A 22,392-nucleotide genomic window follows, 5' to 3' on the forward strand; every position below is an offset into this window, starting at 1 on the left:
AAGCGCCGATCGTCATCCGTCTGTGACCTGATTGCCGCCTCCGTACGCCGGAGCGTCATACGTCATAGTGGGGCCACCATGAACTGGACACAGCTGCGCGCCGAGGCCGTCACCGCCATGGGTCACGCCTACGCGCCCTACTCCCACTACCCGGTCGGGGCGGCCGCGATCGTCGACGACGGCCGGCTCGTCGTGGGCTGCAACGTCGAGAACGCGGCGTACGGCGTGACGCTCTGCGCCGAGTGCGGCCTGGTGTCCTCGCTGCACGCCACCGGCGGGGGCAAGCTGACCCACTTCGTCTGCGTCAACGGCGGCGGCGACGTGATCATGCCCTGCGGCCGGTGTCGCCAGCTGCTGTGGGAGCACGGCGGCGCGGAGCTGCTCATCGAGACGCCCGAGGGCGTCCGCACCATGGCCGAGGTGCTGCCCATGGCCTTCGGCCCCGACGACCTGGAGAAGATCACGTGACGCACGACGCCGTCGAGGTCATCAGCGCCAAGCGCGACCGCCACGCCCTCACCGACAGCCAGATCGACTGGGTGATCGACGCCTACACCCGCGGCGACGTCGCCGACGAGCAGATGTCGGCGCTGGCCATGGCCATCCTGCTCAACGGCATGGAGCCCCGCGAGATCGCGCGCTGGACCGACGCGATGATCGCGTCGGGGGAGCGGATGGACTTCTCCTCGCTGTCGCGGCCCACGGCCGACAAGCACTCCACCGGCGGGGTCGGCGACAAGATCACGCTGCCGCTCGCGCCCCTCGTGGCGGCCTGCGGCGTCGCGGTGCCGCAGCTCTCCGGCCGCGGCCTCGGGCACACCGGCGGCACCCTGGACAAGCTCGAGGCCATCCCCGGGTGGCGGGCCACGCTGTCCAACGCCGAGATGATGGCCCAGCTCGAGGACGTGGGCGCCGTGGTCTGCGCCGCCGGCGACGGGCTCGCTCCTGCCGACAAGAAGCTCTACGCGCTGCGCGACGTCACGGGGACCGTCGAGGCGATCCCGCTGATCGCCAGCTCGATCATGTCCAAGAAGATCGCGGAGGGCACCGGGGCGCTGGTCCTCGACGTCAAGGTGGGCTCCGGCGCCTTCATGAAGGACCTCGAGCGGGCCCGCGAGCTCGCCGAGACCATGGTCGGGCTCGGCAAGGCCGCCGGCGTGCACACCGTCGCGCTGCTCACCGACATGGCCACGCCGCTCGGCCTCAGCGCGGGCAACGCCGTCGAGGTCGCCGAGTCGGTGGAGGTGCTCGCGGGCGGTGGTCCCGCCGACGTCGTCGAGCTCACCCTGGCCCTGGCCCGCGAGATGCTCGCCGGGGCCGGCGTCACCGACGTCGACCCCGCCGACCGCCTCGCCGACGGCAGCGCAATGGACGCCTGGAAGGCGATGATCCGCGCCCAGGGCGGCGACCCGGACGCCCCCCTGCCCACCGCCCGGGAGTCCCACGTGGTCACCGCCCCGGCGAGCGGCACCCTGACGCGCCTCGACGCCATGGCGGTCGGCCTGGCGGCCTGGCGGCTCGGCGCCGGACGGGCCCGCAAGGAGGACCCGGTGCAGGCCGGCGCCGGCGTGGTCTGGCACGCGCGCCCCGGCGACGCGGTCACCGAGGGGCAGCCGCTGCTGACCCTGCTCACCGACGAGCCCGAGCGGTTCGAGCGGGCCCTGGAGTCGCTCGAGGGCGGGTACGAGGTCGGTGACGAGGCGTCGTACACGCCGACGGACCTGGTGCTCGACCGCATCGGGTGAGTCGGCCCGCCGGGCCCGGCGCATCCCCAACACTGACGATCCTCGAGGACAACCCGCCGAGTGGCTGACTAGTCCACCTAGCGTCGCCCACAGGTAGTGGGACTCGTGGGGAGGTGGCGTGCATGCGCAGCCTGGGTGAACGATGGGACGAGCGGACGGTCGGGATCGTCGGCGTGGTGGTGCTGATGGTGCTCGCCCTGCTGGCGGGCGGCGGCGTGGCCTCCCTGCTGTGGGCGGGGCGGGACGCACCGTCGGTCGCGGACGACGGCTGCACCGACTACCGCACGGTCGACATGGCGGTCTCGCCCGCCTTGTCCGGGGTGCTGATGCCGGCGATGTCCGAGATATCCCCGGCCTGCACGACGGTCAACGTCACCTACCGCACCGGCGGTGAGGTCGCGCTGGGCGTCGCCTCCGGGGGCAGGGCCCCGGACGTGTGGATCCCCGACGCGCGCTTCTGGATGACGCCGCTCTACCTCGGGGAGACCACCGAGGTCCGCACCGTGGCCCGCAGCGTGGCCCGGACGCCCGTCCTCCTCGTCGGCGGACCGGCCGCGCAGCGCTTCGGCTCGTGGGGGGAGGCCGAGGTGTCCGGGCTCGTCACCATGCCGGACCCGTCCACGACGACAGCCGGCTCGCTGGCGGTGGTCGCGCCGCAGTCCGAGGCGGCCTCGGTGGGTCGCAGCCTGGCCGCCGCCCGGCAGATGGTCGTGCCGTTCGCGCAGAAGTACAGCGAGCGGCGGGCCGACGGGCTGGACGAGGACGTCAACATCGCCACGATCGGACCCGAGTCACCGCGCCTGCTCGTCACGACCGAGCAGCAGCTCGCCGGCGCCCAGCAGGACGCCACGCACCTGCGCGACCTGACCCCCGCGGTCGGCGCCCCCACCTTGGACTTCCCGATGGTGGTGCGCAAGCGGGCCGCCGAGGGCTCGGCCAAGACGGCTCGCGCCGTGCGGGAGTACCTCGCCTCCGACGAGGGACTGGCGGCCCTGCACAAGGAGGGACTCCGGGGGCCCGACGGACTCCCGGGACCGGACTCCCCGGCCGAGGTCTCGACCCTGATGCGGTCTCCCTCGCCCCGCGCGATCGCCGCGACCGTCCAGTCGTGGCGGACCCTCAGCGTGCCCTCCTCGATCCTCGCCGTGGTCGACGCCTCGGGTTCCATGGACGAGGAGAGCGGCGGGCGCACCCGGATGGAGGTGCTGGCCGAGGCGGCGGGCATCGGTCTCACGTTCCTGCCCGACCACGCCCGGGTCGGCCTCTGGACCTTCTCGACCGACCAGGGCGGTCCCGGGCAGGACTGGCGGGTGCTCGAGCCGATGGAGCGCCTCGACGAGCTGCGCTTCGGGCGGACCCAGCGCTACGCGCTCCGCGAGCGGGCTCGACAGCTGCCCGACATGACCGAGGGCGGCACCGCGCTCTACGCCACCGCCCTGGCCGCCTACCGGCAGGCGGTCGTCGACTACCGCCCGGAGTACTCCAACGCGGTCGTCCTGATGACCGACGGCGCGGACGACGGCGCCGGTTCCCTCGAACGCCTGCTGGAGCGCCTGGAGGCGGCCAAGGACCCCGAGCGCCCCGTCCGGATCGTCGGCATCGCGATCGGGGCCGACGGCGACCTCGGCTCCCTGGAGCGGATGGCCGAGGTGACTGGCGGGCACGCCTACCTCGCGGAGCAGCCCGAGGACATCCTCGAGGTCTTCGCGCAGGCGGTGCTGTCCCGCTAGGTCAGGGGAGGAGCAGGACCACGGTCTCGGCCACGCACGCGGGCTTGTCCCCGCCCTCGACCTCGATCGTGTAGCGCAGCAGCATCTGCTTGCCGGCCGGCAGGTCGGTCACCTCGCCCATCGCGACGTGTGCGCGTACCCGCGACCCCACACGCACCGGTGCGGGGAAGCGGACCTTGTTGACGCCGTAGTTGAGCTTGGCCCCCGGCGTCTCGAGCGAGAAGACCTGGCTGCCGAGGAACGGGACCAGCGACAGGGTGAGGTAGCCGTGGGCGATGGTGGCGCCGAACGGTCCGGTCGCGGCCCGCTCGGGGTCGACGTGGATCCACTGGTGGTCGCCGGTGGCCTCGGCGAACCTGTCGATGCGGTCCTGGTCGATCTCGAGCCAGTCGGAGGTGCCGAGGTCGGTGCCGGTCGCGGCCGCGACCTCGTCGAGGCTGGTGAAGGTGCGCATGGCGGCCAAGGATAGGCCTGCGAGGATGGGCCCGTGACGACTCCCACCCGCGACCAGGTACGCCGCGCCCCCAAGATCCTCCTTCACGACCACCTCGACGGCGGCCTGCGCCCGCAGACCATCATCGACCTCGCCGCCGACTGCGGCCACGAGCTGCCGGCCACCGAGGCCGGGGCCCTGGGCCGCTGGTTCACCGAGGCGGCCGACTCCGGTTCCCTGGTGCGCTACCTCGAGACCTTCGACCACACCGTGGCCGTCATGCAGTCGGGGCCGGCCCTCACCCGGGTGGCCCGTGAGTGTGTCGAGGACCTGGTGGCGGACGGCGTGGTCTACGCCGAGGTCCGCTACGCCCCCGAGCAGCACGTGGGCGGCGGCCTGACGCTCGACGAGGTCGTCGCCGCGGTCCAGGAGGGCTTCGACGCCGCGGTCGAGGCGGCGGAGGGGAGGATCGTCGTACGTCAGCTGCTCACGGCGATGCGCCACCAGGCACGCTCGATGGAGATCGCCGAGCTCGCGGTCGCGTGGCGCGATCGCGGCGTGGCCGGCTTCGACATCGCGGGGGCCGAGGCGGGCTTCCCGCCCACCCGCCACCTGGACGCCTTCGAGTACCTCCAGCGCGAGAACGCGCACTTCACCATCCACGCCGGCGAGGCCTTCGGGCTGCCGTCGATCTGGCAGGCGATCCAGTGGTGCGGCGCCGACCGGCTCGGCCACGGCGTGCGCATCATCGACGACATCACCGTCCACGACGACGGGGAGGTCGAGCTCGGCCGGCTCGCGGCGTACGTCCGGGACAAGCGCATCCCGCTGGAGATGTGCCCTGCCTCCAACGTGCAGACCGGCGCGGCCACCTCGATCGCCGAGCACCCGATCGGGCTGCTCACCCGCCTGCGCTTCCGGGTCACGGTCAACACCGACAACCGACTGATGAGCGGCACGTCGATGACCGACGAGATGTACTCGCTGGTCGAGGCGTTCGGCTACGGCCTGCCCGACCTGCGGTGGTTCACGATCAACGCCATGAAGTCGGCGTTCCTGCCCTTCGACGAGCGGCTCGACATCATCGACCGCATCATCAAGCCGGAGTACGCCGCGCTCATCGGGTGACGGCGCGGCCGGGGCGGGTGACCACGGCCCAGGGCACCCGCCACCCGCCGCAGCCCGCCAGCCGGGCGTCGAGCCACTGCTCGCGGGTGAAGGTGGTGCGTCGCCCGCTGGCCGGCTCGTAGCAGGTCACCGAGCCGCCCTCCGCGGCCACGGCCAGCACGACGTGCCGCGGGGTCCACCGGTTGCCGACGTAGACCGGCGTCGGTCCGGTCCGCAGCGACGACACGAGCCAGTCGTACGCCGCCGCGCGGCGCCGCCGCAGCACGACGTAGCGGGCCCGGCCCCCGACGTGCCGGGCCAGGGCCCACGGGGCGGTGCCCAGCGCCCGCGCCCACGGGAGCTGCGCCCGTCCCCGCCAGTCCAGCGCACGGTTGGTCGAGCGGTGCGCCGCCCACACCTCGGCCGCGAAGCGTCCGCTCGCCGCGCCCGGGCCACCGCGGAGCACCTGGTCGCGGTAGCCCGGCGACTCCAGCATCCGCAGCGCGACCAGCACGGAGGGTCCGCAGGTGCGGCCGTCCGGCTGCGCGAGGCGCACGGGCCAGAACGAGGTCACGGTGCCAGTGTGACCAGCCGCGCGTAGGCCTCGTCCGGCGTCACCGGCTCGCACCCCCGGTGGACGGCGTGCGCGACGACCCGCCGCTGGTCGCGCAGCAGGGCGACCCCGCGTCGTACCAGGACGAGCGGCGGCTTGCGCCGCTCGCGCAGGTCCCGGGTGAGCCGCCGCCAGAAGGTGAGGACGGGGTGCTGGCGCACGCAGAAGGCCGCAGTGAGCAGGCCCGCCGTCGTGCAGCCCGGGACCACCTCCGGGGCGAAGATCCCCTCGGCCACGAACAGCCGGGCGTCGCCCAGGTCGAGGGTGCGTGACCCGGACCGGCCGTTGCTGGCGATCTCGTAGACCGGCACCTGCGCCCGTCCGTGGCGGCACAGGGCGTCGAGGGCCTCCAGCGCGTCCTCGAGCAGCCAGGAGTCGGGGTGGTCCCAGTCGACCAGGCCCGCGTTGGCGCCGTCGCCGATGCGGGGGAGCGTGGGGTCGTCGCCGTCCTTGTAGAAGTCGTCCAGCCGGAGCACCGGCAGGCCGAGGCGCTCGGCGAGGCGGGACTTGCCGGCGCCACTGGGACCGGCGAGGACGACGACCCGGGCGGGCACGCGAGACTCCTGCACGGGGGACCATTGTGCCGTGCCCGCGCGCCCCGGGCATGTCGGGAGAGGTGCCCCGCGGTGTCGTGCGCGTCACGGACTCCGCCATTCCCCCGCGGGAAGGGCACCTGTCGGCCTATCGTCAGCGCCGTCGGACACCCGATCCCCCCGAAAGGCCTCCCGATGGGAACCAACAGTCATGCCCGCGCGACGTCGCGCACGGGCGCCGGTCTGCGCAACACGGCGATCGCCGTGACCACCGCCGTGGTGGCGGGCGTCGGCTGGCTCGGGTGGCAGGTCGTCTCGAACGAGCAGGTGCCGGTCGCCGGCGCCGCCAGCTGCGAGGCCGACCCGATCACGGTCACCGTCGCCCCCGTGCTCGAGGAGCTCATGGAGCAGGCGGCCGACCACCTCGCCGCCCGGGCCGGCTGCATCAACCTCGAGGTCACCGACGCGACCGTCGCCCAGGTCCAGGACGGGCTCGACGAGCTCGAGGAGCAGGACCGCGACGCCGCGCTGCCGGACCTCTGGGTCCCCAGCTCGCCCGCCTGGCGCACGGTGCTGCAGCGGCTCGACTACACCGGTCGGGTCGAGGTCCCGGCGCTGGCCACCAGCCCGGTGGGCCTGGCCAGCGGTCGCGACGGGGCCGCCCCCGCGAGCTGGCTCGAGACCCTGGCCTCCGACCAGCTCGTGATGAGCGACCCGTCGGCCGACGGTGCCTCGGCGCACGCCCTGACCGCCGCCCTCTCCGAAGGAGTCGCGCTGGGTGAGGTGCAGAACAAGGTCGTCCCGATGGCGCAGACGTTCGGCGAGCGGGTGACCTCGGGCGTCGAGGTCACCACCAACGCCGACGAGCTGCTGGCCGGCGAGTCGTGGCTGGTCCCGATCACCGAGCGGGACTTCGTCATCGCGCGCCGCGGCAACGAGGCCCTGCGGTGGAGCGCCCCGGCGACCGGCTCCCCGATGCTGAGCTACCCGCTGGTGGCCTCCCGGGCCCAGACCGGCATGACGATGGGGACCGGGTCGCTCGACCCGGTCCGCGCGGCGGCCGACGAGATCGCGGAGTTCTTCGCCACCGACGCGGTGCTCGACGAGATCACCGACACCTACCTGCGTGGTCCCGACGGCGCCCCGCTGCCCGACGAGGCGGGGCCGCCCGCGGTGGAGCTCCTCGACGAGGCGAGCGCCCCCGAGGCGGACGCGGTGCTGCGGAACTTCCAGGTGCTCACCGTGCCGTCGAGCCTGCTGGCCGTCATCGACGCCTCGGAGTCGATGAACCTCGTGGCCGCGGGTGGCCAGACCCGGATGGACTTCGCCGTCAACGCGGCCCTCACCGCCCTCGACGCCTTCCCCGGCCACGCCCGGATCGGCATGTGGGCCTTCTCCACCGACCAGGGCAGGGCCGGCAAGGACTGGGTCGAGCTCGCTCCGCTGCGTCGCCTCGACGCCCCGGCCGACGGCGGCGGGAAGCACCTGAAGTTCCTGCGGGAGCAGTCAAACGTGCTGCCGACCCTCATCCGGGGCGGGACCGGTCTCTACGACACGGTGCTGGCCGGCTACAGCCAGGCGATGCGCGACTACAACGAGAACTACTACAACACCCTGGTGATCCTCACCGACGGCGCCAACGACGACCCCAGCTCGATCAGCCTCCAGACGCTGCTCAAGGAGCTCAGGTCGATGCACGACCCGGCCAGCCCGGTGCGCATCGTCGCGGTCGGCATCAGCCAGGAGGCCGACATGGCCGCGCTCGGCAAGATGGCCGAGGCCACCAGCGGCGGCGCGTTCCTCGCCGAGCAGCCGCAGGACATCCTCACGGTGCTCGCCACCTCGCTGCTCACCCGGGGCTGACCGCCCACTCCGTACGACGACACCGGCCCGGCGCGAGATCGCGCCGGGCCGGTGTCGTCGTCAGCGGGGTCGCCCCCGGCGACCTCAGATGCCGATCGGGTGCCAGACGGTCTTGGTCTCGAGCCAGTCGGTCATCCGGTCCGTGCCGGGCACGGCCAGCCAGTCGGGCTCGGCGGCCGGCGCGCGGCGCACGCGCTTGAGGTTGTCCGCCGCGGCCACCTCGAGGGAGGTGGCGAGGTCGGCGTCCTCGACACCGGTCAGGTCGAGGCCGTTGACGTCCATGTGCGAGGCGAGCCACGGCGCGATCTCCGCGACCGAGCCGGTGAGCACGTTGACGACGCCGCCGGGCAGGTCGGAGGTGGCCATGACCTCGCCCAGGGTGATCGCGGTCAGCGGGTGCGGCTCGCTGGCGATCACCACGCAGGTGTTGCCGGTGGTGATCACCGGAGCCACGACGCTGACCAGGCCGAGCAGCGGGCTGCGCGGGGCCACGACGGCCACGACACCGGTCGGCTCGGGGGAGGAGATGTTGAAGTAGGGCCCGGCGACCGGGTTGGCGGTGCCGACGACCTGGGTGATCTTGTCGGCCCAGCCGGCGTACCAGACAAGGCGGTCGATGGCGGCGTCGACGGCGGCGTTGGCCTTGGCGCCCGCGACGCCCTCGGAGGCGCGCAGCTCGGCGACGAACTGGTCGCGCCGGCCCTCGAGGACCTCGGCGATGCGGTAGACCACCTGGCCGCGGTTGTAGGCCGTGCGGCCCGACCAGCCGCCGAACGCCTTGCGCGCCGCGACGACGGCGTCCCGGGCGTCCTTGCGAGATGCCTGGGAGGCGTTGGCCTGGAGGGCGCCCTTGGCGTCGTTGACGACGTAGGAGCGGCCCGACTCAGAGCGGGGGAACTGACCGCCGATGTAGAGCTTGTAGGTCTTCTTCACGTCGATGCGCGCCATCAGGCGTCCGCTCCCTTCAGGTAGGCGGCGAGGCCGGGCAGGCCACCCTCGCGGCCGTAGCCCGACTCCTTGTAGCCGCCGAACGGCGACGTCGGGTCGAACTTGTTGAACGTGTTGGCCCACACCACGCCGGCGCGCAGGTGGTTGGCCATCCACAGGATGCGCGACCCCTTGTCGCTCCAGACGCCCGCGGAGAGGCCGTACGGCGTGTTGTTGGCCTTCTCGACCGCCTCGTGGGGCGTGCGGAAGGTGAGCACCGAGAGCACGGGGCCGAAGATCTCCTCGCGCGCGATGCGGTGGGCCTGGGAGACGCCGGTGAAGATCGTCGGCGGGAACCAGAAGCCCTTGGTGGGCAGGTCGCAGGCGACCTCCCAGCGCTCGGCGCCCTCGGCGTCGCCGACCTCGGAGAGCTCGCGGATGCGCTTGAGCTGCTCGCCGGAGTTGATGGCGCCGATGTCGGTGTTCTTGTCGAGCGGGTCGCCCATGCGCAGGGTGGACATGCGGCGCTTGAGGCGCTCGAGCACCTCGTCGGCGACGTTCTCCTGCACGAGCAGGCGGGAACCGGCGCAGCAGACGTGGCCCTGGTTGAAGAAGATGCCGTTGACGATGCCCTCGACGGCCTGGTCGACCGGCGCGTCGTCGAAGACGATGTTGGCCGCCTTGCCGCCGAGCTCGAGGGTGACCTTCTTGCGGGTGCCGGCGACGGTGCGGGCGATCGCCTTGCCCACCTCGGTGGAGCCGGTGAAGGCCACCTTGTCGACGTCGGGGTGCGCCACGATCGCCTGGCCGGTCGCGCCGGCGCCGGTGACGATGTTGACGACGCCGGGCGGCAGGTCGGCCTGCTGGCAGATCTCCGCGAAGAGGAGCGCGGTCAGCGGGGTCGTCTCGGCCGGCTTGAGGACCACCGTGTTGCCGGCGGCCAGGGCCGGGGCGACCTTCCAGGCGAGCATCAGCAGCGGGAAGTTCCACGGGATGACCTGGCCGGCCACGCCGTGGGGGCGCGGGTCGGCGCCGAGGCCGGCGTGGTCGAGCTTGTCGGCCCAACCGGCGTAGTAGAAGAAGTGCGCTGCGACGGTCGGGACGTCGACGTCGCGCGACTCCTTGATGGGCTTGCCGTTGTCGATCGACTCCAGCACGGCGAGCTCGCGGCCGCGCTCCTGGATGATGCGCGCGATACGGAAGAGGTACTTCGCACGCTCGCTGCCGGGCATCCGCGACCAGACGCGGGTGTAGGCACGCCGGGCGGCCTTGACGGCCAGGTCGACGTCGGCCTCGTCGGCCTCGGCGACCTCGGCGAGGACCTCCTCGGTCGACGGGCTGATGGTCTTGAAGCTCCTGCCGTGGCCGTCGACGAACTCGCCGTCGACGAACAGGCCGTAGGAGGGCTTGATGTCGACGATCGAGCGCGACTCGGGGGCCGGGGCGTACTCGAAGAACGGGGTGGCGGTGTCGGGCACCTTGACCATGATCTGCCTCAGTCCAGGGTGAAGTAGTCGGGACCGGAGTAGCGGCCGGTCTGCATCTTGGTGCGCTGCATCAGCAGGTCGTTGAGCAGCGTGGAGGCTCCGAAGCGGAACCAGTCGGGGTCGAGCCAGTCGGCGCCCGCGACCTCGTTGACCATGACGAGGTACTTGATGGCGTCCTTGGACGCGCGGATGCCGCCGGCGGGCTTCACGCCGACCATCTGGCCGGTCATCTCGCGGAAGTCGCGGACCGCCTCGAGCATGATCATCGTGACCGGCAGCGTGGCCGCCGGCTGCACCTTGCCCGTCGAGGTCTTGATGAAGTGGCCGCCGGCCATCATCGCGAGCCACGAGGCGCGGCGGACGTTGTCGTAGGTCTGCAGCTCGCCGGTCTCGAAGATGACCTTCAGGTGCGCCGACCCGCAGGCCTCGCGCACGGCGACGATCTCGTCGTACACCTGCTGGTAGCGGCCGGCCAGGAAGGCGCCGCGGTCGATGACCATGTCGATCTCGTCGGCCCCGGCCTCGACGGCGTCGCGGGTGTCCGCGAGCTTGATGTCCAGGGCGGCGCGGCCGCTCGGGAAGGCCGTGGCGACGGCGGCGACGTTGACGCCGGAGTCGCCGAGGGTCTGCTTGGCGGTCGCCACCATGTCGGGGTAGACGCAGACCGCCGCGGCGGCCGGGCAGGTCGGGTCGGCGGGGTCGGGGCGCATGGCCTTGGACGCCAGCGCGCGGACCTTGCCGGGGGTGTCCTGGCCCTCGAGCGTCGTCAGGTCGACCATCCGGATGGCGAGGTCGATCGCGAACGCCTTGGCGGTGGTCTTGATGGAGCGGGTCCCCAGGGCGGCGGCGCGGGCGTCCGCGCCGACCTGGTCGACCCCGGGGAGGCCGTGGAGGAAGCGGCGCAGCGAGGACTCGGACGAGGTGATGTCGTCGAAGACCCCTGCGCTCGCCGTTGAGGCAGAAGTGGTCGTCACCGACCCAGCATAGGGTTGGTGCGGGCCTCGTGGACAAACCGCGTGGGCCGTGACGAGGAGCGTGGATGGAGCAGCAGCCGGTGGAGCAGTTCCACCCCACCAGCGGACGGGTGTCGGCCGTGCTCGTGCTCCTCCTGGCGGGGGTCGTGGTGGTCGTCGGGGTGGCCGATCCGGGCTCCGTGGCGGCGCCCGTGATGGCCGGCGCGGTGCTCGCGGCGGTGCTCGCGTGGGCGACCATGCTCCGGCCCGCGCTGTGGGCCACCCGCGAGGAGCTGGTCATGCGCAACATGCTCGAGACCGTGCACGTGCCGCTGGCCGCGGTCGAGCAGCTCGCGGTGCGACAGGTGCTCGCGGTGCGGGCCGGGGAGAAGCGCTACGTCTCCACCGTCGTGGGCCGCCCGTGGCGCAAGGTGGCGCGCACCCCGCGGTCGGGGAGCGACACCGCCGGCCGGGGTGACGGCGAGAAGCCCTATGCGGACTACGTCGAGGAACGCCTCCAGCACCTGATGGAGGAGGCCCGCGGGGCGGCCGGGGTGCGCTCGCTCTCGGACGAGCAGCTGGCCCTCGCGGACGGCGTACGACGCGAGCCGGCGTGGCTGCCGATCATCCTGGCCGCGACGGCGGCCGCGGTGTTCGTGGTGACGCTGTTCCTCTGACGTGTCTCCGACCTGTCGCTAGATGCCCGCGGCGGCCTTGACGTCGGCCGCGATGGCGTCGAGCCGGCCGGCCGCGGCGATGCGGGCGGCGTCGACGCCGTCCTCGGGGTCGACCGGGACCACGACCTCGAGGTAGCACTTGACCTTGGGCTCGGTGCCGCTGGGCCGGACGATGACCCGCGCACCGTCGGCCAGCGCGTAGCGAAGCCCGTCGGTGGGCGGTAGTGCGTCGCTGCCCAGCGAGAGGTCGTCGACGCGCTCGACCGCGAGGCCGCCGAGCGACGTCGGCGGGGTGGCGCGCAGCCGCTCCATGGTCGCGGCGATGGCCGAGAGGTCCTCGAAGCGCACCGAGACCTGGTCGGTGGCGTGCAGCCCGTGCTCGAGGGCGATGTCGTCGAGCAGGTCGTCGAGGGTGCGGCCCTCGGCCTTGGCGGCCGCGGCGAGCTCGCAGACCAGCACCAGCGCCGAGACGCCGTCCTTGTCCTTCACGTGCGCCGGGTCGACGCAGTAGCCCAGGGCCTCCTCGTAGCCGAACGCGAGGCCGTCCACGCGGCCGATCCACTTGAAGCCGGTGAGCGTCTCCTCGTGCGGCTGCCCGGCGGCCGCGGCCATCTTGGCGAGCAGCGAGGAGGAGACGATCGAGCACGCGTAGGTGCCTCGCACCCCGCGCGAGAGCAGGTGGTGGCCGAGCAGCGCGCCGACCTCGTCGCCGCGCAGCATCCGCCAGCCGTGGGGGCCGGGGACGGCGACGGCGCAGCGGTCGGCGTCGGGGTCGTTGGCGACCACGATGTCGGCGCCCTTCTCCGCCGCGAGCGCCATGGCGAGGTCCATCGCCCCGGGCTCCTCGGGGTTGGGGAAGACCACGGTGGGGAAGTCGGGGTCCGGCTGCTCCTGCTGCTCCACGACGTGGGGCGCGGAGAAGCCCGCGGTCTCCAGCGCCTGGGCGACGGCGGTGCCTCCGACCCCGTGCAGCGGGGTGTAGACGGTCACGAGGTCCCGCGGCCCGTCCTCGGCCAGACCGGCGACCGTGTCGAGGTAGCGGTCCACGATCTCCTCGTCGACCACGCGGCCGGCGTCGCCGCGGGGGACGTCGGCCAGCGCGCCGACGGCGGCGATCCGCTCGGCGATGCCGGTGTCGGCCGGGGGGACGATCTGGCTGCCGTCGCCGAGGTAGACCTTGTAACCGTTGTCCTGGGGCGGGTTGTGGCTGGCGGTCACCATCACGCCCGCCACGCAGCCGAGCTCGCGGATCGCGTAGGCGAGCAGGGGAGTGGGCAGCGGCCGCGGCATGGTCAGCGCCTTGAACCCGGCGCCCGTCATCACCTCGGCGGTGTCGCGCGCGAAGACGTCGCTGTTGTGCCGGGCGTCGTACCCGATGACCACGGTGCCCCCGGCGGCGCCGGTGTCACGGAGGTACGCCGCCAGGCCGGCCGCGGCGCGGATGACGACGACGCGATTCATCCGGTTGGGGCCGGCGCCCAGCGCGCCGCGCAGTCCCGCGGTGCCGAACTCCAGCGTCCCGCGGAACCGGTCGGCCAGGTCGGCGTCGTCGCCGCCCGCCTCGACCTCGGCCACCACGGCCTCGAGCTCGGCACGCGTCACCGGGTCCGGGTCCTCGGCGGCCCAGGCGCGGGCACGGTCGATCAGGCTGCTGCGGTCCTCGGTGGCGGTGCTCATGGGGGCACGGTATCGGCGGCGGATCCGGCGTGGCTCGTCACGCCCTAGGTTGGGGGCCGTGGACGTCCTCGTGCTCGGGAGTGACCAGCTGGACGGCGTGACCCGTGCGGAGCTGCGGACGCTCTGGGGGCGTGCCTTCGGTGACCGGTTCAGCGACCTGGACGCCGAGCACGCGTTCGGTGGCGTCCACGTCGTGGTGCGTGCCGGCGACACGATCGTGGGTCACGCGAGCGCGGTTCCCCGTCGGATCCGGTTCGGGGACCGGCAGTGGCGCATCGTCGGGTACGTCGAGGCGGTGGCGACCGACCCGGAGCGCCAGGGGGAGGGCCTCGGGCGGCGGACGATGGAGGCGCTCCACCGCGAGATCGCGGCGCGGTGGCCGGTGGCGATGCTGTCCACGGGGCGTGCGACCGGCTTCTACGAGTCGCTCGGGTGGGAGAGGTGGTTCGGGGACTCCTACACCCGGACGTCGTCGGGCGTCGTCCGGGACGGCGAGCACGGCGGGCTCATGGTCCTGCGGCTCGACCCGGCCGTCGTCCCGGACCTGTCGGTCGACGTCACCTGTGAGGACCGGCCCGGCGACGCCTGGTGAGGGCTGTCAGCACGTCTTCCCCAGATCGGCTCAGGTCTCTTCCCACGATCGGTGGACGCAGGTACAATCGAACACATGTTCGACATTGTCTCGGCTCCCTCCCCGGACGCCCCCGCCCCGGGGCGCCAGGAAGTGCTGTGCGCGTCGAACGTCGAGGCGTGGGCTGCTGCCCTGTCGTCCGAGCTCGAGGGCCGCAGCGGCCTCGCTGACGGTGAGCGCGTCGACACGCTCCGCGCGCTGGAGAGGCTCGCGTGCGTCGTCACGGCCGCGCAGGCCCACCTCGCCCGCGACCTCGACGAGTCGCAGCGCGCCGCCCAGGCCGAGGCCGGCCTCCCGGCAGCGAAGCAGGGAGTGGGCATCGCTGACCAGGTGGCACGCGCGCGGCGGGAGTCGCCGCACCGCGGACGGCAGCACCTGGGGCTGGCCAAGGTCGTCGCCCGCGAGCTGCCGCACACGTGGGCGGCCTGGCGCGCCGGCCGCATCACGGAGTGGAAGGCGACGATCGTCGCCCGCGAGACCGCCTGCCTCTCCCTCGCCGACCGGATGGTCGTGGACGAGGTCGTCGCCGGCGACCCCTCGGCCATCGAAGTGATGGGGGACCGGGAGCTGGCGGGTGCGTGCCTCGAGGAGGTCGCCCGGCTCGATGCCGCCGCCCTCGTCGCCCGGCGCCGGAGGGCGGAGTCCGAGCGGGGGGTCACCCTACGACCGGCGCCGGACACGATGACCTACCTGACGGCCCTGTTGCCGGTGAAGGACGGCGTCGCCGTCTTCGCCGCGCTGACGCGGGCCGCCGATGCCGCCCGGGCATCGGGGGACGAGCGGTCGCGCGGCCAGGTGATGGCCGATGCGCTCGTGGAGCGCGTACGAGGCGGTGCCGGCGGCGGGGCCGGATCGACGGGGCTGTCACTCGGGCTGGTGATGACCGACTCGGCACTCTTCGGGAGTGCCGACGATCCCGCTCATCTCGACGGCTTCGGGCCGATACCCGCCGAGCTCGCCAGGGAGATCGTCATCGGGGCCTGCGACCAGGACGAGCGGGTCTGGCTCCGTCGGCTGTACGCCAGCCCCGCGACCGGTGAGCTGGTGGCCATGGATGCCCGGGGGCGGCGCTTCCGCGGCAGCCTGGCGCGCTTCGTCCGGCTGCGTGACCGGGTCTGCCGGACACCGTGGTGCGACGCACCCATCCGGCACGTCGACCACGCTCGGCGCCACGCCGACGACGGACCGACCGCCGAGGACAACGCCCAGGGCCTGTGCGAGGCCTGCAACTACGCCAAGGACGCCCCGGGCTGGCGAGCGAGACCGGGGCCGGACGGGACGGTCGAGACCAGCACCCCGACCGGCCACACCATCTCCACCCGACCACCGACGGTGGCACACGTCCGCGACCGACATCTCCCTGCGTTGACGATCGACTACGTCCTCGCGGGCTGACGGATCAGGCAGTCCGGGACGTGCCGGATGCCTCTAGTCGGCTCGGACCGTCCGCAGCACGCTGGTGGCAGGCGGACGGGCGGAGGGAGGACACATGGAGATCATGGTCCGCATCGTCCTGGGCCTTGTCCTCGTCGCGCACGGGTTGGTCCACCTGCTGTGGTTCGCCCCGAACGACGACCCCGCGTGGCCGTTCCGGGTGGACCGGTCATGGGTCGTGCCCGAAGCGATCCGTCGACCTGTCGCCGTCGTGCTCATCGCAGCTGTGGTCGCAGGGTTCGCGCTGCTCGGCCTCGCCGTCTGGGGAGTCCCGGGACTGGCGTCGACCTGGCCGGCCCTGGCTGTTGGAGCCGCCCTGGTGTCGCTGGCGACCCTGGTCCTGTTCTTCGATCGTCAGCTCTTGGTGGGCGTCGCGATCGACGTCTTACTCATCGTCATCGCCCTCTGGCGTCCCGGTTGGACGGATCGCCTCGGATGAGGCGTGGAAGCATGTGCGGGTGGAGGTTTCAGAGTCTGAGGGCGCCGCAGCAGAGCAAGCCCTCGAAGCATGGCGACGGCACCATCGCCCGGCCAACGAAATCCCAGCCTCGGTGCGCGTCGATGCTGCGATCGGATCCAGTGCGGGCCTCGTGGTCTTCATCTCCTCGCTCAGCGTCTACAGCAACGGCATCTCCTTCACCACCGAGGCGCGAGGCCGCGGAGGGCCAGGGAGCGAAGACCGCCCGGTCACACTCTCCGACGGGTTGTCCGGCAACGTCCCGCCTCGCGATCGCATGCTGCTCGGTGTAGAGCTCGCCGACGGACGCCGGTGCGTCAGCACGCCTCGCGGGCACCAGGCGGACCCGGCGGACGAGCCGCTCCTCCTGCCCACCGGAGGGGGCGGAAGCAACGGCGAAGCCACGGCAGAGTGGTACCTCTCTCCGTTACCACCGCCCGGTGATCTGCGCCTGCACTGCGCTTGGCCGTCGGCAGGCATTCCGGAGACGACGACCATCATCTCCGCAGACGTTCTCTCCGAGGCCGCTCGTCGAGTGCGGCAGCTGTGGCCGACGCCGCGAGTCTTCGACCAGCAGCCGGACTGCGCGCCGGTGGTCCTGCCCCCGGACGGATGGTTCATGAGAACCGAGCTGTGAGCCGGCATGCCCAGAGGCTGCCTCGCTCATGTGGCTGGCGCCGGCCGCAAGATCGCGGCGAGACCAAGAAGTGACACTGCTTGGACCACGAGCAGCGCACCCAGCACGGGAAGCGGTGCGGCCACCACCACTCCGCCCCACGCACTGACGACGGACCCGGAACCCGTGACGATGACCAGCGTGCGCCAGCGGCACATCCCAGCGTCGATCCGCCGGATCGCCCTGACTCCGGCCACCAACCCGCAGGACGCCGTCAACACGAGGCAGGCCCCTGCGACCGCGAGGAGCAGGAGAAATCCGCCCGTGCCATCCATCCCCACGGGCGTTGCGTAGGCCGTGACGATGCCGGCCACACCCAGTGCTGCCCACGCCAGGCAGAGGAAGGACACGACTGCGTACGCGACGCGGCGTTGATCGTCCCTGAGCACCCGGCCCCCCTCCGCCGAACAGCCCTCACCCTCGTCGACAGCAAGCTCCATGATGCAGTCGCGCGGAGCCGCTCGATCGCAGAACGCGTGGATCCGCCGACGAGCTCGAGTCACGCGCGAGCACGCTCCGAGCCGACGGGGACACACCCGGTGAGGGCTACATTGCGCGCATGGCACCGTCGAGCACGACCCGGACCGACACGATCATCGAGGTCATCCGCGAGGCGTTCGCGCCCCTGATGCGGGCCGACCCGGTCGCCTTCCGCGCCAAGTACCGCAAGATGGCCCTCGACCCGCACGCGTTCTACCGCGGGTCGGCCTGCCTGTTCTACAGCGACGTGACGCAGGAGCCCGACGAGTGGTCGCGGCACGGCGCCGAGCGGATCTGGATCCACGGCGACCTGCACGTCGAGAACTTCGGCACCTACCTCAACTCCGACGGCCTGTTGATCTTCGACGTCAACGACTTCGACGAGGCCTACCTCGGCCGCTTCGTCTGGGACCTCCAGCGCTTCGCCGCCAGCCTCGCGCTGCTGGGCTGGCAGAAGGCGCTGCCCGAGGACGCGGTCCGCAAGCTGATCGGCCGCTACCTGCGTTCCTACCTCTCGCAGGTCGACCACTACGCCGGCACCGACGAGGACCACGACTTCGCGCTCCGGCTCGACAACGTCGAGGGTCCGGTGCTGGTCGCGCTCGAGCGGGCGCGTGAGCTGCGCCGCGCCGACCTGCTCGACAAGGTGACGGTGCTGACCAAGGGGACGCGCCGCTTCGTCGAGGACGGCACCGCGCGGCGCCTGGGCCGCGACGAACGCACCGAGGTGGTCCGCGCCTTCCGGTCCTACCTCGACACGATCCCGGTGTCCAAGCGCTTCGACCGGGCGCTGTTCTACGAGTTGCGCGACGTCGTCGGCAAGTCCGGTTTCGGCATCGGCAGCGCCGGCCTCCCGGCGTACAACATCCTCGTCGAGGGCTACAGCCAGGCGCTGGACAACGACGTCGTGCTGTCGATGAAGCAGGCCAACGTCCCGGCGGTGTCGCGCTTCGTCGACACCGCCGACGTGGACGCCTACTTCGAGCACGAGGGGCACCGCACCGTCGTCAGCCAGCGGGCCCTGCAGGTGCACACCGACCCCCTGCTCGGCCACACCCAGATCGACGGCACGGGGTACGTCGTGAGCGAGGTGTCGCCGTACGAGGTCGACCTCGACTGGAGCGACATCAACGAGCCCGAGGACATGCGCAAGGTGGTGGACCTGCTGGGTCGGGCCACCGCCAAGATCCACTGCGCCTCCGACGAGGACAGCGACCAGGACCTCGTCGACATCCAGGTCGAGGAGGCGATCGTGGACTCGCTGAAGGGCCGACGACGCGAGTTCGGTGAGTGGCTCACCCAGTGGGGGATCGACTACGCCATGCGGGTCCGCGAGGACCACTCTATGTTCGTCGACGCTTTCCGCGAGGGCCGGATGGGGATGGCCTCGACCTGATCAGGCGTCGATGCTGCTCATGTCGCCGTACCGCTCGCCGACCACGGCCTCCCGCGGCACCGCGGCGTCGAGGGCCGCGAGGTCGTCGGCGGTGAGCCGCACGTCGGCTGCCCCGACGTTCTCCTCGAGGTAGGCCACCCGCTTGGTGCCCGGGATCGGGACGACGTCGTCGCCCTGCGCGAGCACCCACGCCAGCGCGAGCTGGCCGGGCGTCACGCCCTTGTCCTCGGCGATGCGGCGCACCTTGTCGACCAGCACCAGGTTGGCGTCGAGCGCCTCGCCGTTGAGGCGGGGGAAGTACGCCGTGGTGCGCCGGTCGTCCTCGGACAGCGTGCCCTGACGGATCGCGCCGGTGAGGACGCCGCGTCCGAGGGGGGAGTAGGGGACCAGGCCGATGCCCAGCTCGCGGATCGTCGGGATGATCTCGTCCTCGAGGTCGCGGGTGAACAGCGAGTACTCGCTCTGCAGTGCCGTGATCGGGTGGGTGGCGTGAGCCCTGCGGATGGTGTTCGCGGAGGCCTCCGAGAGGCCGAGGTGCCGGACCTTGCCCGCCTCGACGAGCCCCGCCATCGCGCCGACGGTGTCCTCGATCGGCACGGAAGGGTCGACGCGGTGCTGGTAGTAGAGGTCGATGTGGTCGACCCCGAGGCGCTGGAGGCTGGCGTCGCACGCCGCCCGGACGTACTCCGGGCGCCCGTTGATGCCGACGCGGCTGCCGTCGGGCCGGCGCTCGTTGCCGAACTTGGTGGCGAGCTGGACCTCGTCGCGGCGTCCCGCGATGGCCTTGCCGACGAGCTGCTCGTTGGTGAACGGGCCGTACATGTCGGCGGTGTCGAGGAAGGTCACGCCCAGGTCGAGGGCGCGGTGGATGGTGTCGATGCCCTGCTGCTCGTCCGTGGAGCCGTAGAACTCGCTCATGCCCATGCAGCCGAGGCCCATGGTCGAGACGGTCAGGTCACCGAGCTGTCGCGTCTGGATCGTCATGTGCCCGAGTCAACGGGGTGGAGCGCCGGCTCACAACCCCAGCAGCCGGGACGACTCCTTGCGCATCTCGACCTTGCGCACCTTGCCGGTCACAGTCATCGGGAACTCGTCGACCACCATGACGTAGCGCGGGATCTTGTAGTGCGCGAGCTTCCCGGTCGCGAACTCGCGGACCGCGGCCGCGTCGAGCGGCGCGGCACCGGGCCGCATGCGGACCCAGGCGCACAGCTCCTCGCCGTACTTGTCGTCGGGGACGCCGATCACCTGGACGTCCTCGACGTCGGGGTGGGTGTAGAGGAACTCCTCGATCTCGCGCGGGTAGATGTTCTCGCCGCCACGGATCACCATGTCCTTGATGCGGCCGGTGATCGAGAGGTTGCCCGCCTCGTCCATGACCGCCAGGTCGCCGGTGTGCATCCAGCCGTCGCGCAGCACCTCCGCGGTCTTGTCGGGCTCGTCCCAGTAGCCGAGCATCACGGAGTAGCCCTTGGTCGCCAGCTCGCCCGACTCCCCGCGCGGGACCGTGTCCCCGGTGACCGGGTCGACGACCTTGACCTCGAGGTGCGCCCCGACGCGACCGACGGTGCCGACCTTGACGTCGAAGGCGTCGTCGGTGCGGGTCTGCGTGGAGACCGGTGACGTCTCGGTCATGCCGTAGCAGATCGTCATCTCGGTGATCCCGGCGTCGATGAGCTTGCGCATCATTTCCGCGGGGCACGGCGAGCCGGCCATGATCCCGGTGCGCACGCTGGAGAGGTCGTACGACGCGAAGTCCGGCAACGCCCACTCGGCGATGAACATCGTGGGGACGCCGTACAGGCTCGTGCAGCGCTCCTGGGAGACCGCCGCGAGCGTCAGGGCTGGGTCGAACCCCGGCGCCGGGATGACCATGGTGGAGCCGTGGGTGAGGGCCGCGAGGTTGCCCATCACCATCCCGAAGCAGTGGTAGAAGGGCACCGGGATGCAGATCCGGTCCTCGTGGGTGTAGCGGCAGATCTCCCCGACGAAGAATCCGTTGTTGAGGATGTTGCGGTGGCTCAGGGTCGCGCCCTTGGGGAAGCCGGTGGTGCCCGACGTGTACTGGATGTTGATCGGGTCGTCGGGCGCGAGGGACTGCTCGCGGACCTCGAGGTCGGCGGCGTCGATGGTGTCACCGCTCGCGAGGAGCTCGTCCCACAGCGGGCTGCCCAGCACGGTGCTCGCAGTCAGGGCCGTGCACTGCTCGCGCACCTCGTCGAGCATCGCGACGTAGTCGCTGGTCTTGAAGCTCTCCGCCAGGAACAGGTGGCTGATGCCGGCCTGGTTGAGCACGAAGGCCAGCTCGTGGGTCCGGTACGCCGGGTTGATGGTCACCAGGATCGCGCCGATGCGCGCCGTGGCGAGCTGCACGATCGTCCACTCGGCGCAGTTGGGCGCCCAGATCCCGACCCGGTCACCGGACGCCGTGCCGCCGGCGAGCAGCGCCCCGGCCAGGCGGCGTACGTCGGCGTCGAGCTCGGCCCACGTCCAGCGTCGACCAGTGCTCACCTCCACGAGCGCCTCGTGGTCGGCGTGCTGCGCGACCGTGCGGGTCAGGCAGGCGCCGATGGTCTCCTCGAGCAGGGCGGGCGTGGTCTCTCCGACGGCGTGCGAGTCCATGGCCGCCACCCTAGTGACGACGGTCACCGTGGGGACAGGTCGGCCTCAGAGCTGGAGGACCGAGGCGCTGACGAGGAACGCCGCGGCGACCGCGTCCGGGTCGTGCAGGTCGCCGGCGTCCCGCCGGGCGGCCTCGGCTCGGGCACGCACCGCCGCCCCCGGGTCCTCGGCGACGAGGTCGACGCACAGGCCGGCCACGACCGCCGCGAGATCGTGGTCGTCCAGGCCCTCGAGGGCAAGGCCGTCGTGCAGCCGCCTCGCTGCCTCGTCGAAGACCTCGCGAGCCGTGTCGAGGTCCACCTCGGGGCGTTGCCTCGCCACCGCGTCGGCGGCGGCCCTGAACTCGGCGAAGGGCGTCCCCGCGACGTGGGCCGCCGTCGCCATGTCGACCCACTCCTCGCGGAGGAGCGCGTACTCCACCTCGTCCACCCACCCCAGGTCCCGGTGCCACAGCGCCTGGACGGAGTGCCGCTCGCGCCGCATGCCCGCGCGCTCGAGCACTCTCACGGAGGCGTTGTTGTCCGCGTAGGCGGCGGCCGTGACCCGGCGCAGTCCGAGGTCCTCGAAGGCCGCGCCGAGGAGGGCCCGGGCGGTCGTGGTGCCGATGCCCTGTCCCGCGAAGCGCGGGTCCACGAAATAGCCGATGAGGCCGTCCGTGCCGGGCGGGGACCCGGGTTGACCGGGGCCGTCGACGACCTCGAGGAAGCCCATCGCGACCACCTCGCCGTCCCGATCCACGACGCAGGAGTAGTCCGTGGGACTGCTGGCGACGGCCAGCCAGTCACGACGCAGGTCGTCGGGGTCGACCTGGTTGTGCACCATGAAGTGGTTGGCGACCGGGTCGTTGCGGAAGTCCTGCAGGGCCGGAATGTCCTTCTCGACGGCGTCGCGGAACAGGAGCCCGTCGCGGTGGACGGGCCAGGGGCTCGCATGCATGGCCCCGAGCGTCAC

The 22,392-nt window shown here is 72.2% G+C and carries 22 protein-coding genes; 11 read left to right on the plus strand and 11 right to left on the minus strand.

Annotation, left to right across the window (positions count from 1 at the left end; genetic code table 11):
• Window positions 1-78: 78 nt before the first annotated feature.
• The 3 genes from DAI17_RS06495 (at window position 79) to DAI17_RS06505 (ending at window position 3,475) form a co-directional block, all read left to right on the plus strand.
• On the plus strand, window positions 79-468 hold the full coding sequence (locus tag DAI17_RS06495) for a cytidine deaminase (RefSeq protein ID WP_107772085.1): 390 nt from the start codon (window positions 79-81) through the stop codon (window positions 466-468).
• Entirely contained in the window at window positions 465-1,745 is a 1,281-nt protein-coding gene (locus tag DAI17_RS06500) for a thymidine phosphorylase (RefSeq protein WP_107772086.1), read from the plus strand. Before DAI17_RS06495 ends, DAI17_RS06500 begins: the two co-directional genes overlap by 4 nt.
• A gap of 122 nt (window positions 1,746-1,867) precedes the next feature.
• On the plus strand, window positions 1,868-3,475 hold the full coding sequence (locus DAI17_RS06505) for a substrate-binding domain-containing protein (protein ID WP_107772087.1): 1,608 nt from the start codon (window positions 1,868-1,870) through the stop codon (window positions 3,473-3,475).
• A gap of 1 nt (window position 3,476) precedes the next feature.
• Here the strand turns inward: DAI17_RS06505 and DAI17_RS06510 are convergent, their stop codons facing one another.
• On the minus strand, window positions 3,477-3,929 hold the full coding sequence (locus DAI17_RS06510) for a MaoC family dehydratase (RefSeq protein ID WP_107772527.1): 453 nt from the start codon (window positions 3,927-3,929) through the stop codon (window positions 3,477-3,479).
• A 33-nt stretch (window positions 3,930-3,962) separates the two neighbouring features.
• On the opposite strand from DAI17_RS06510, the gene DAI17_RS06515 reads away from it, so the two are divergent.
• A complete protein-coding gene (locus DAI17_RS06515; protein ID WP_107772088.1) occupies window positions 3,963-5,036 on the plus strand; it encodes an adenosine deaminase in 1,074 nt (357 codons plus the stop codon).
• Here DAI17_RS06515 and DAI17_RS06520 read toward each other — a convergent pair.
• Both DAI17_RS06520 and DAI17_RS06525 read right to left on the minus strand, forming a co-directional pair.
• On the minus strand, window positions 5,026-5,589 hold the full coding sequence (locus DAI17_RS06520) for a hypothetical protein (RefSeq protein WP_107772089.1): 564 nt from the start codon (window positions 5,587-5,589) through the stop codon (window positions 5,026-5,028). The genes DAI17_RS06515 and DAI17_RS06520 overlap by 11 nt on opposite strands.
• The gene (locus tag DAI17_RS06525) at window positions 5,586-6,197 is read right to left on the minus strand and encodes an ATP-binding protein (RefSeq protein WP_234412286.1); all 612 of its coding nucleotides are present in this window, start codon (window positions 6,195-6,197) and stop codon (window positions 5,586-5,588) included. Before DAI17_RS06525 ends, DAI17_RS06520 begins: the two co-directional genes overlap by 4 nt.
• 159 nt (window positions 6,198-6,356) lie before the next feature.
• Here DAI17_RS06525 and DAI17_RS06530 point away from each other — a divergent pair, with 159 nt between their 5' ends.
• On the plus strand, window positions 6,357-8,024 hold the full coding sequence (locus DAI17_RS06530) for a substrate-binding domain-containing protein (RefSeq protein WP_107772091.1): 1,668 nt from the start codon (window positions 6,357-6,359) through the stop codon (window positions 8,022-8,024).
• Between the two features lie 84 nt (window positions 8,025-8,108).
• Here the strand turns inward: DAI17_RS06530 and DAI17_RS06535 are convergent, their stop codons facing one another.
• Genes DAI17_RS06535 through deoC form a run of 3 tightly spaced genes read right to left on the minus strand, consistent with a single transcriptional unit; the run spans window position 8,109 to window position 11,412 of the window.
• Complete coding sequence (locus tag DAI17_RS06535; protein ID WP_107772092.1) at window positions 8,109-8,972, minus strand: aldehyde dehydrogenase family protein; 864 nt, start codon at window positions 8,970-8,972, stop codon at window positions 8,109-8,111.
• A complete protein-coding gene (locus DAI17_RS06540; protein ID WP_234412294.1) occupies window positions 8,972-10,429 on the minus strand; it encodes an aldehyde dehydrogenase family protein in 1,458 nt (485 codons plus the stop codon). The genes DAI17_RS06535 and DAI17_RS06540 overlap by 1 nt, the downstream gene beginning before the upstream one ends.
• Window positions 10,430-10,446: 17 nt before the next feature.
• The gene (gene deoC / locus DAI17_RS06545; protein WP_199904969.1) at window positions 10,447-11,412 is read right to left on the minus strand and encodes a deoxyribose-phosphate aldolase; all 966 of its coding nucleotides are present in this window, start codon (window positions 11,410-11,412) and stop codon (window positions 10,447-10,449) included.
• 65 nt (window positions 11,413-11,477) lie between these two features.
• On the opposite strand from deoC, the gene DAI17_RS06550 reads away from it, so the two are divergent.
• Window positions 11,478-12,068, plus strand: coding sequence for a hypothetical protein (locus DAI17_RS06550; RefSeq protein WP_107772094.1), 591 nt, complete (start codon window positions 11,478-11,480; stop codon window positions 12,066-12,068).
• An 18-nt stretch (window positions 12,069-12,086) separates the two neighbouring features.
• Here the strand turns inward: DAI17_RS06550 and DAI17_RS06555 are convergent, their stop codons facing one another.
• A complete protein-coding gene (locus DAI17_RS06555) occupies window positions 12,087-13,745 on the minus strand; it encodes a phospho-sugar mutase (protein WP_107772095.1) in 1,659 nt (552 codons plus the stop codon).
• A 58-nt stretch (window positions 13,746-13,803) separates the two neighbouring features.
• Between DAI17_RS06555 and DAI17_RS06560 the strand changes: the two genes are divergently transcribed.
• The 4 genes from DAI17_RS06560 to DAI17_RS06575 all read left to right on the plus strand — a co-directional run bounded on the left by DAI17_RS06560 (window position 13,804) and on the right by DAI17_RS06575 (window position 16,904).
• Window positions 13,804-14,337, plus strand: coding sequence for a GNAT family N-acetyltransferase (locus tag DAI17_RS06560; RefSeq protein WP_159081383.1), 534 nt, complete (start codon window positions 13,804-13,806; stop codon window positions 14,335-14,337).
• Window positions 14,338-14,412: 75 nt separating this feature from the next.
• Entirely contained in the window at window positions 14,413-15,771 is a 1,359-nt protein-coding gene (locus DAI17_RS06565) for an HNH endonuclease (protein ID WP_107772097.1), read from the plus strand.
• A gap of 94 nt (window positions 15,772-15,865) precedes the next feature.
• A complete protein-coding gene (locus DAI17_RS06570) occupies window positions 15,866-16,249 on the plus strand; it encodes a hypothetical protein (RefSeq protein WP_107772098.1) in 384 nt (127 codons plus the stop codon).
• A gap of 19 nt (window positions 16,250-16,268) precedes the next feature.
• Window positions 16,269-16,904, plus strand: coding sequence for a hypothetical protein (locus DAI17_RS06575; protein WP_159081384.1), 636 nt, complete (start codon window positions 16,269-16,271; stop codon window positions 16,902-16,904).
• A gap of 26 nt (window positions 16,905-16,930) precedes the next feature.
• Here DAI17_RS06575 and DAI17_RS06580 read toward each other — a convergent pair whose 3' ends face one another.
• On the minus strand, window positions 16,931-17,383 hold the full coding sequence (locus DAI17_RS06580) for a hypothetical protein (RefSeq protein ID WP_107772100.1): 453 nt from the start codon (window positions 17,381-17,383) through the stop codon (window positions 16,931-16,933).
• A 119-nt stretch (window positions 17,384-17,502) separates the two neighbouring features.
• Here DAI17_RS06580 and DAI17_RS06585 point away from each other — a divergent pair, with 119 nt between their 5' ends.
• Complete coding sequence (locus tag DAI17_RS06585; RefSeq protein WP_107772101.1) at window positions 17,503-18,819, plus strand: DUF2252 domain-containing protein; 1,317 nt, start codon at window positions 17,503-17,505, stop codon at window positions 18,817-18,819.
• Here DAI17_RS06585 and DAI17_RS06590 read toward each other — a convergent pair whose 3' ends face one another.
• The 3 genes from DAI17_RS06590 to DAI17_RS21200 are packed head-to-tail and all read right to left on the minus strand — an operon-like array spanning window position 18,820 to window position 22,377.
• Window positions 18,820-19,803: an aldo/keto reductase gene (locus DAI17_RS06590; RefSeq protein WP_107772102.1), complete on the minus strand. Its 984-nt coding sequence runs from the start codon at window positions 19,801-19,803 to the stop codon at window positions 18,820-18,822.
• 30 nt (window positions 19,804-19,833) lie between these two features.
• Window positions 19,834-21,441, minus strand: a complete 1,608-nt coding sequence (locus tag DAI17_RS06595) for an AMP-binding protein (RefSeq protein WP_107772529.1) — start codon at window positions 21,439-21,441, stop codon at window positions 19,834-19,836.
• A 45-nt stretch (window positions 21,442-21,486) separates the two neighbouring features.
• Entirely contained in the window at window positions 21,487-22,377 is an 891-nt protein-coding gene (locus DAI17_RS21200) for a GNAT family N-acetyltransferase (RefSeq protein WP_199904970.1), read from the minus strand.
• Between the last annotated feature and the right edge of the window lie 15 nt (window positions 22,378-22,392).

This window comes from Nocardioides sediminis (assembly GCF_003047295.1).
In the GTDB taxonomy this organism is placed as follows: Bacteria; Actinomycetota; Actinomycetes; order Propionibacteriales; family Nocardioidaceae; genus Nocardioides; species Nocardioides sediminis.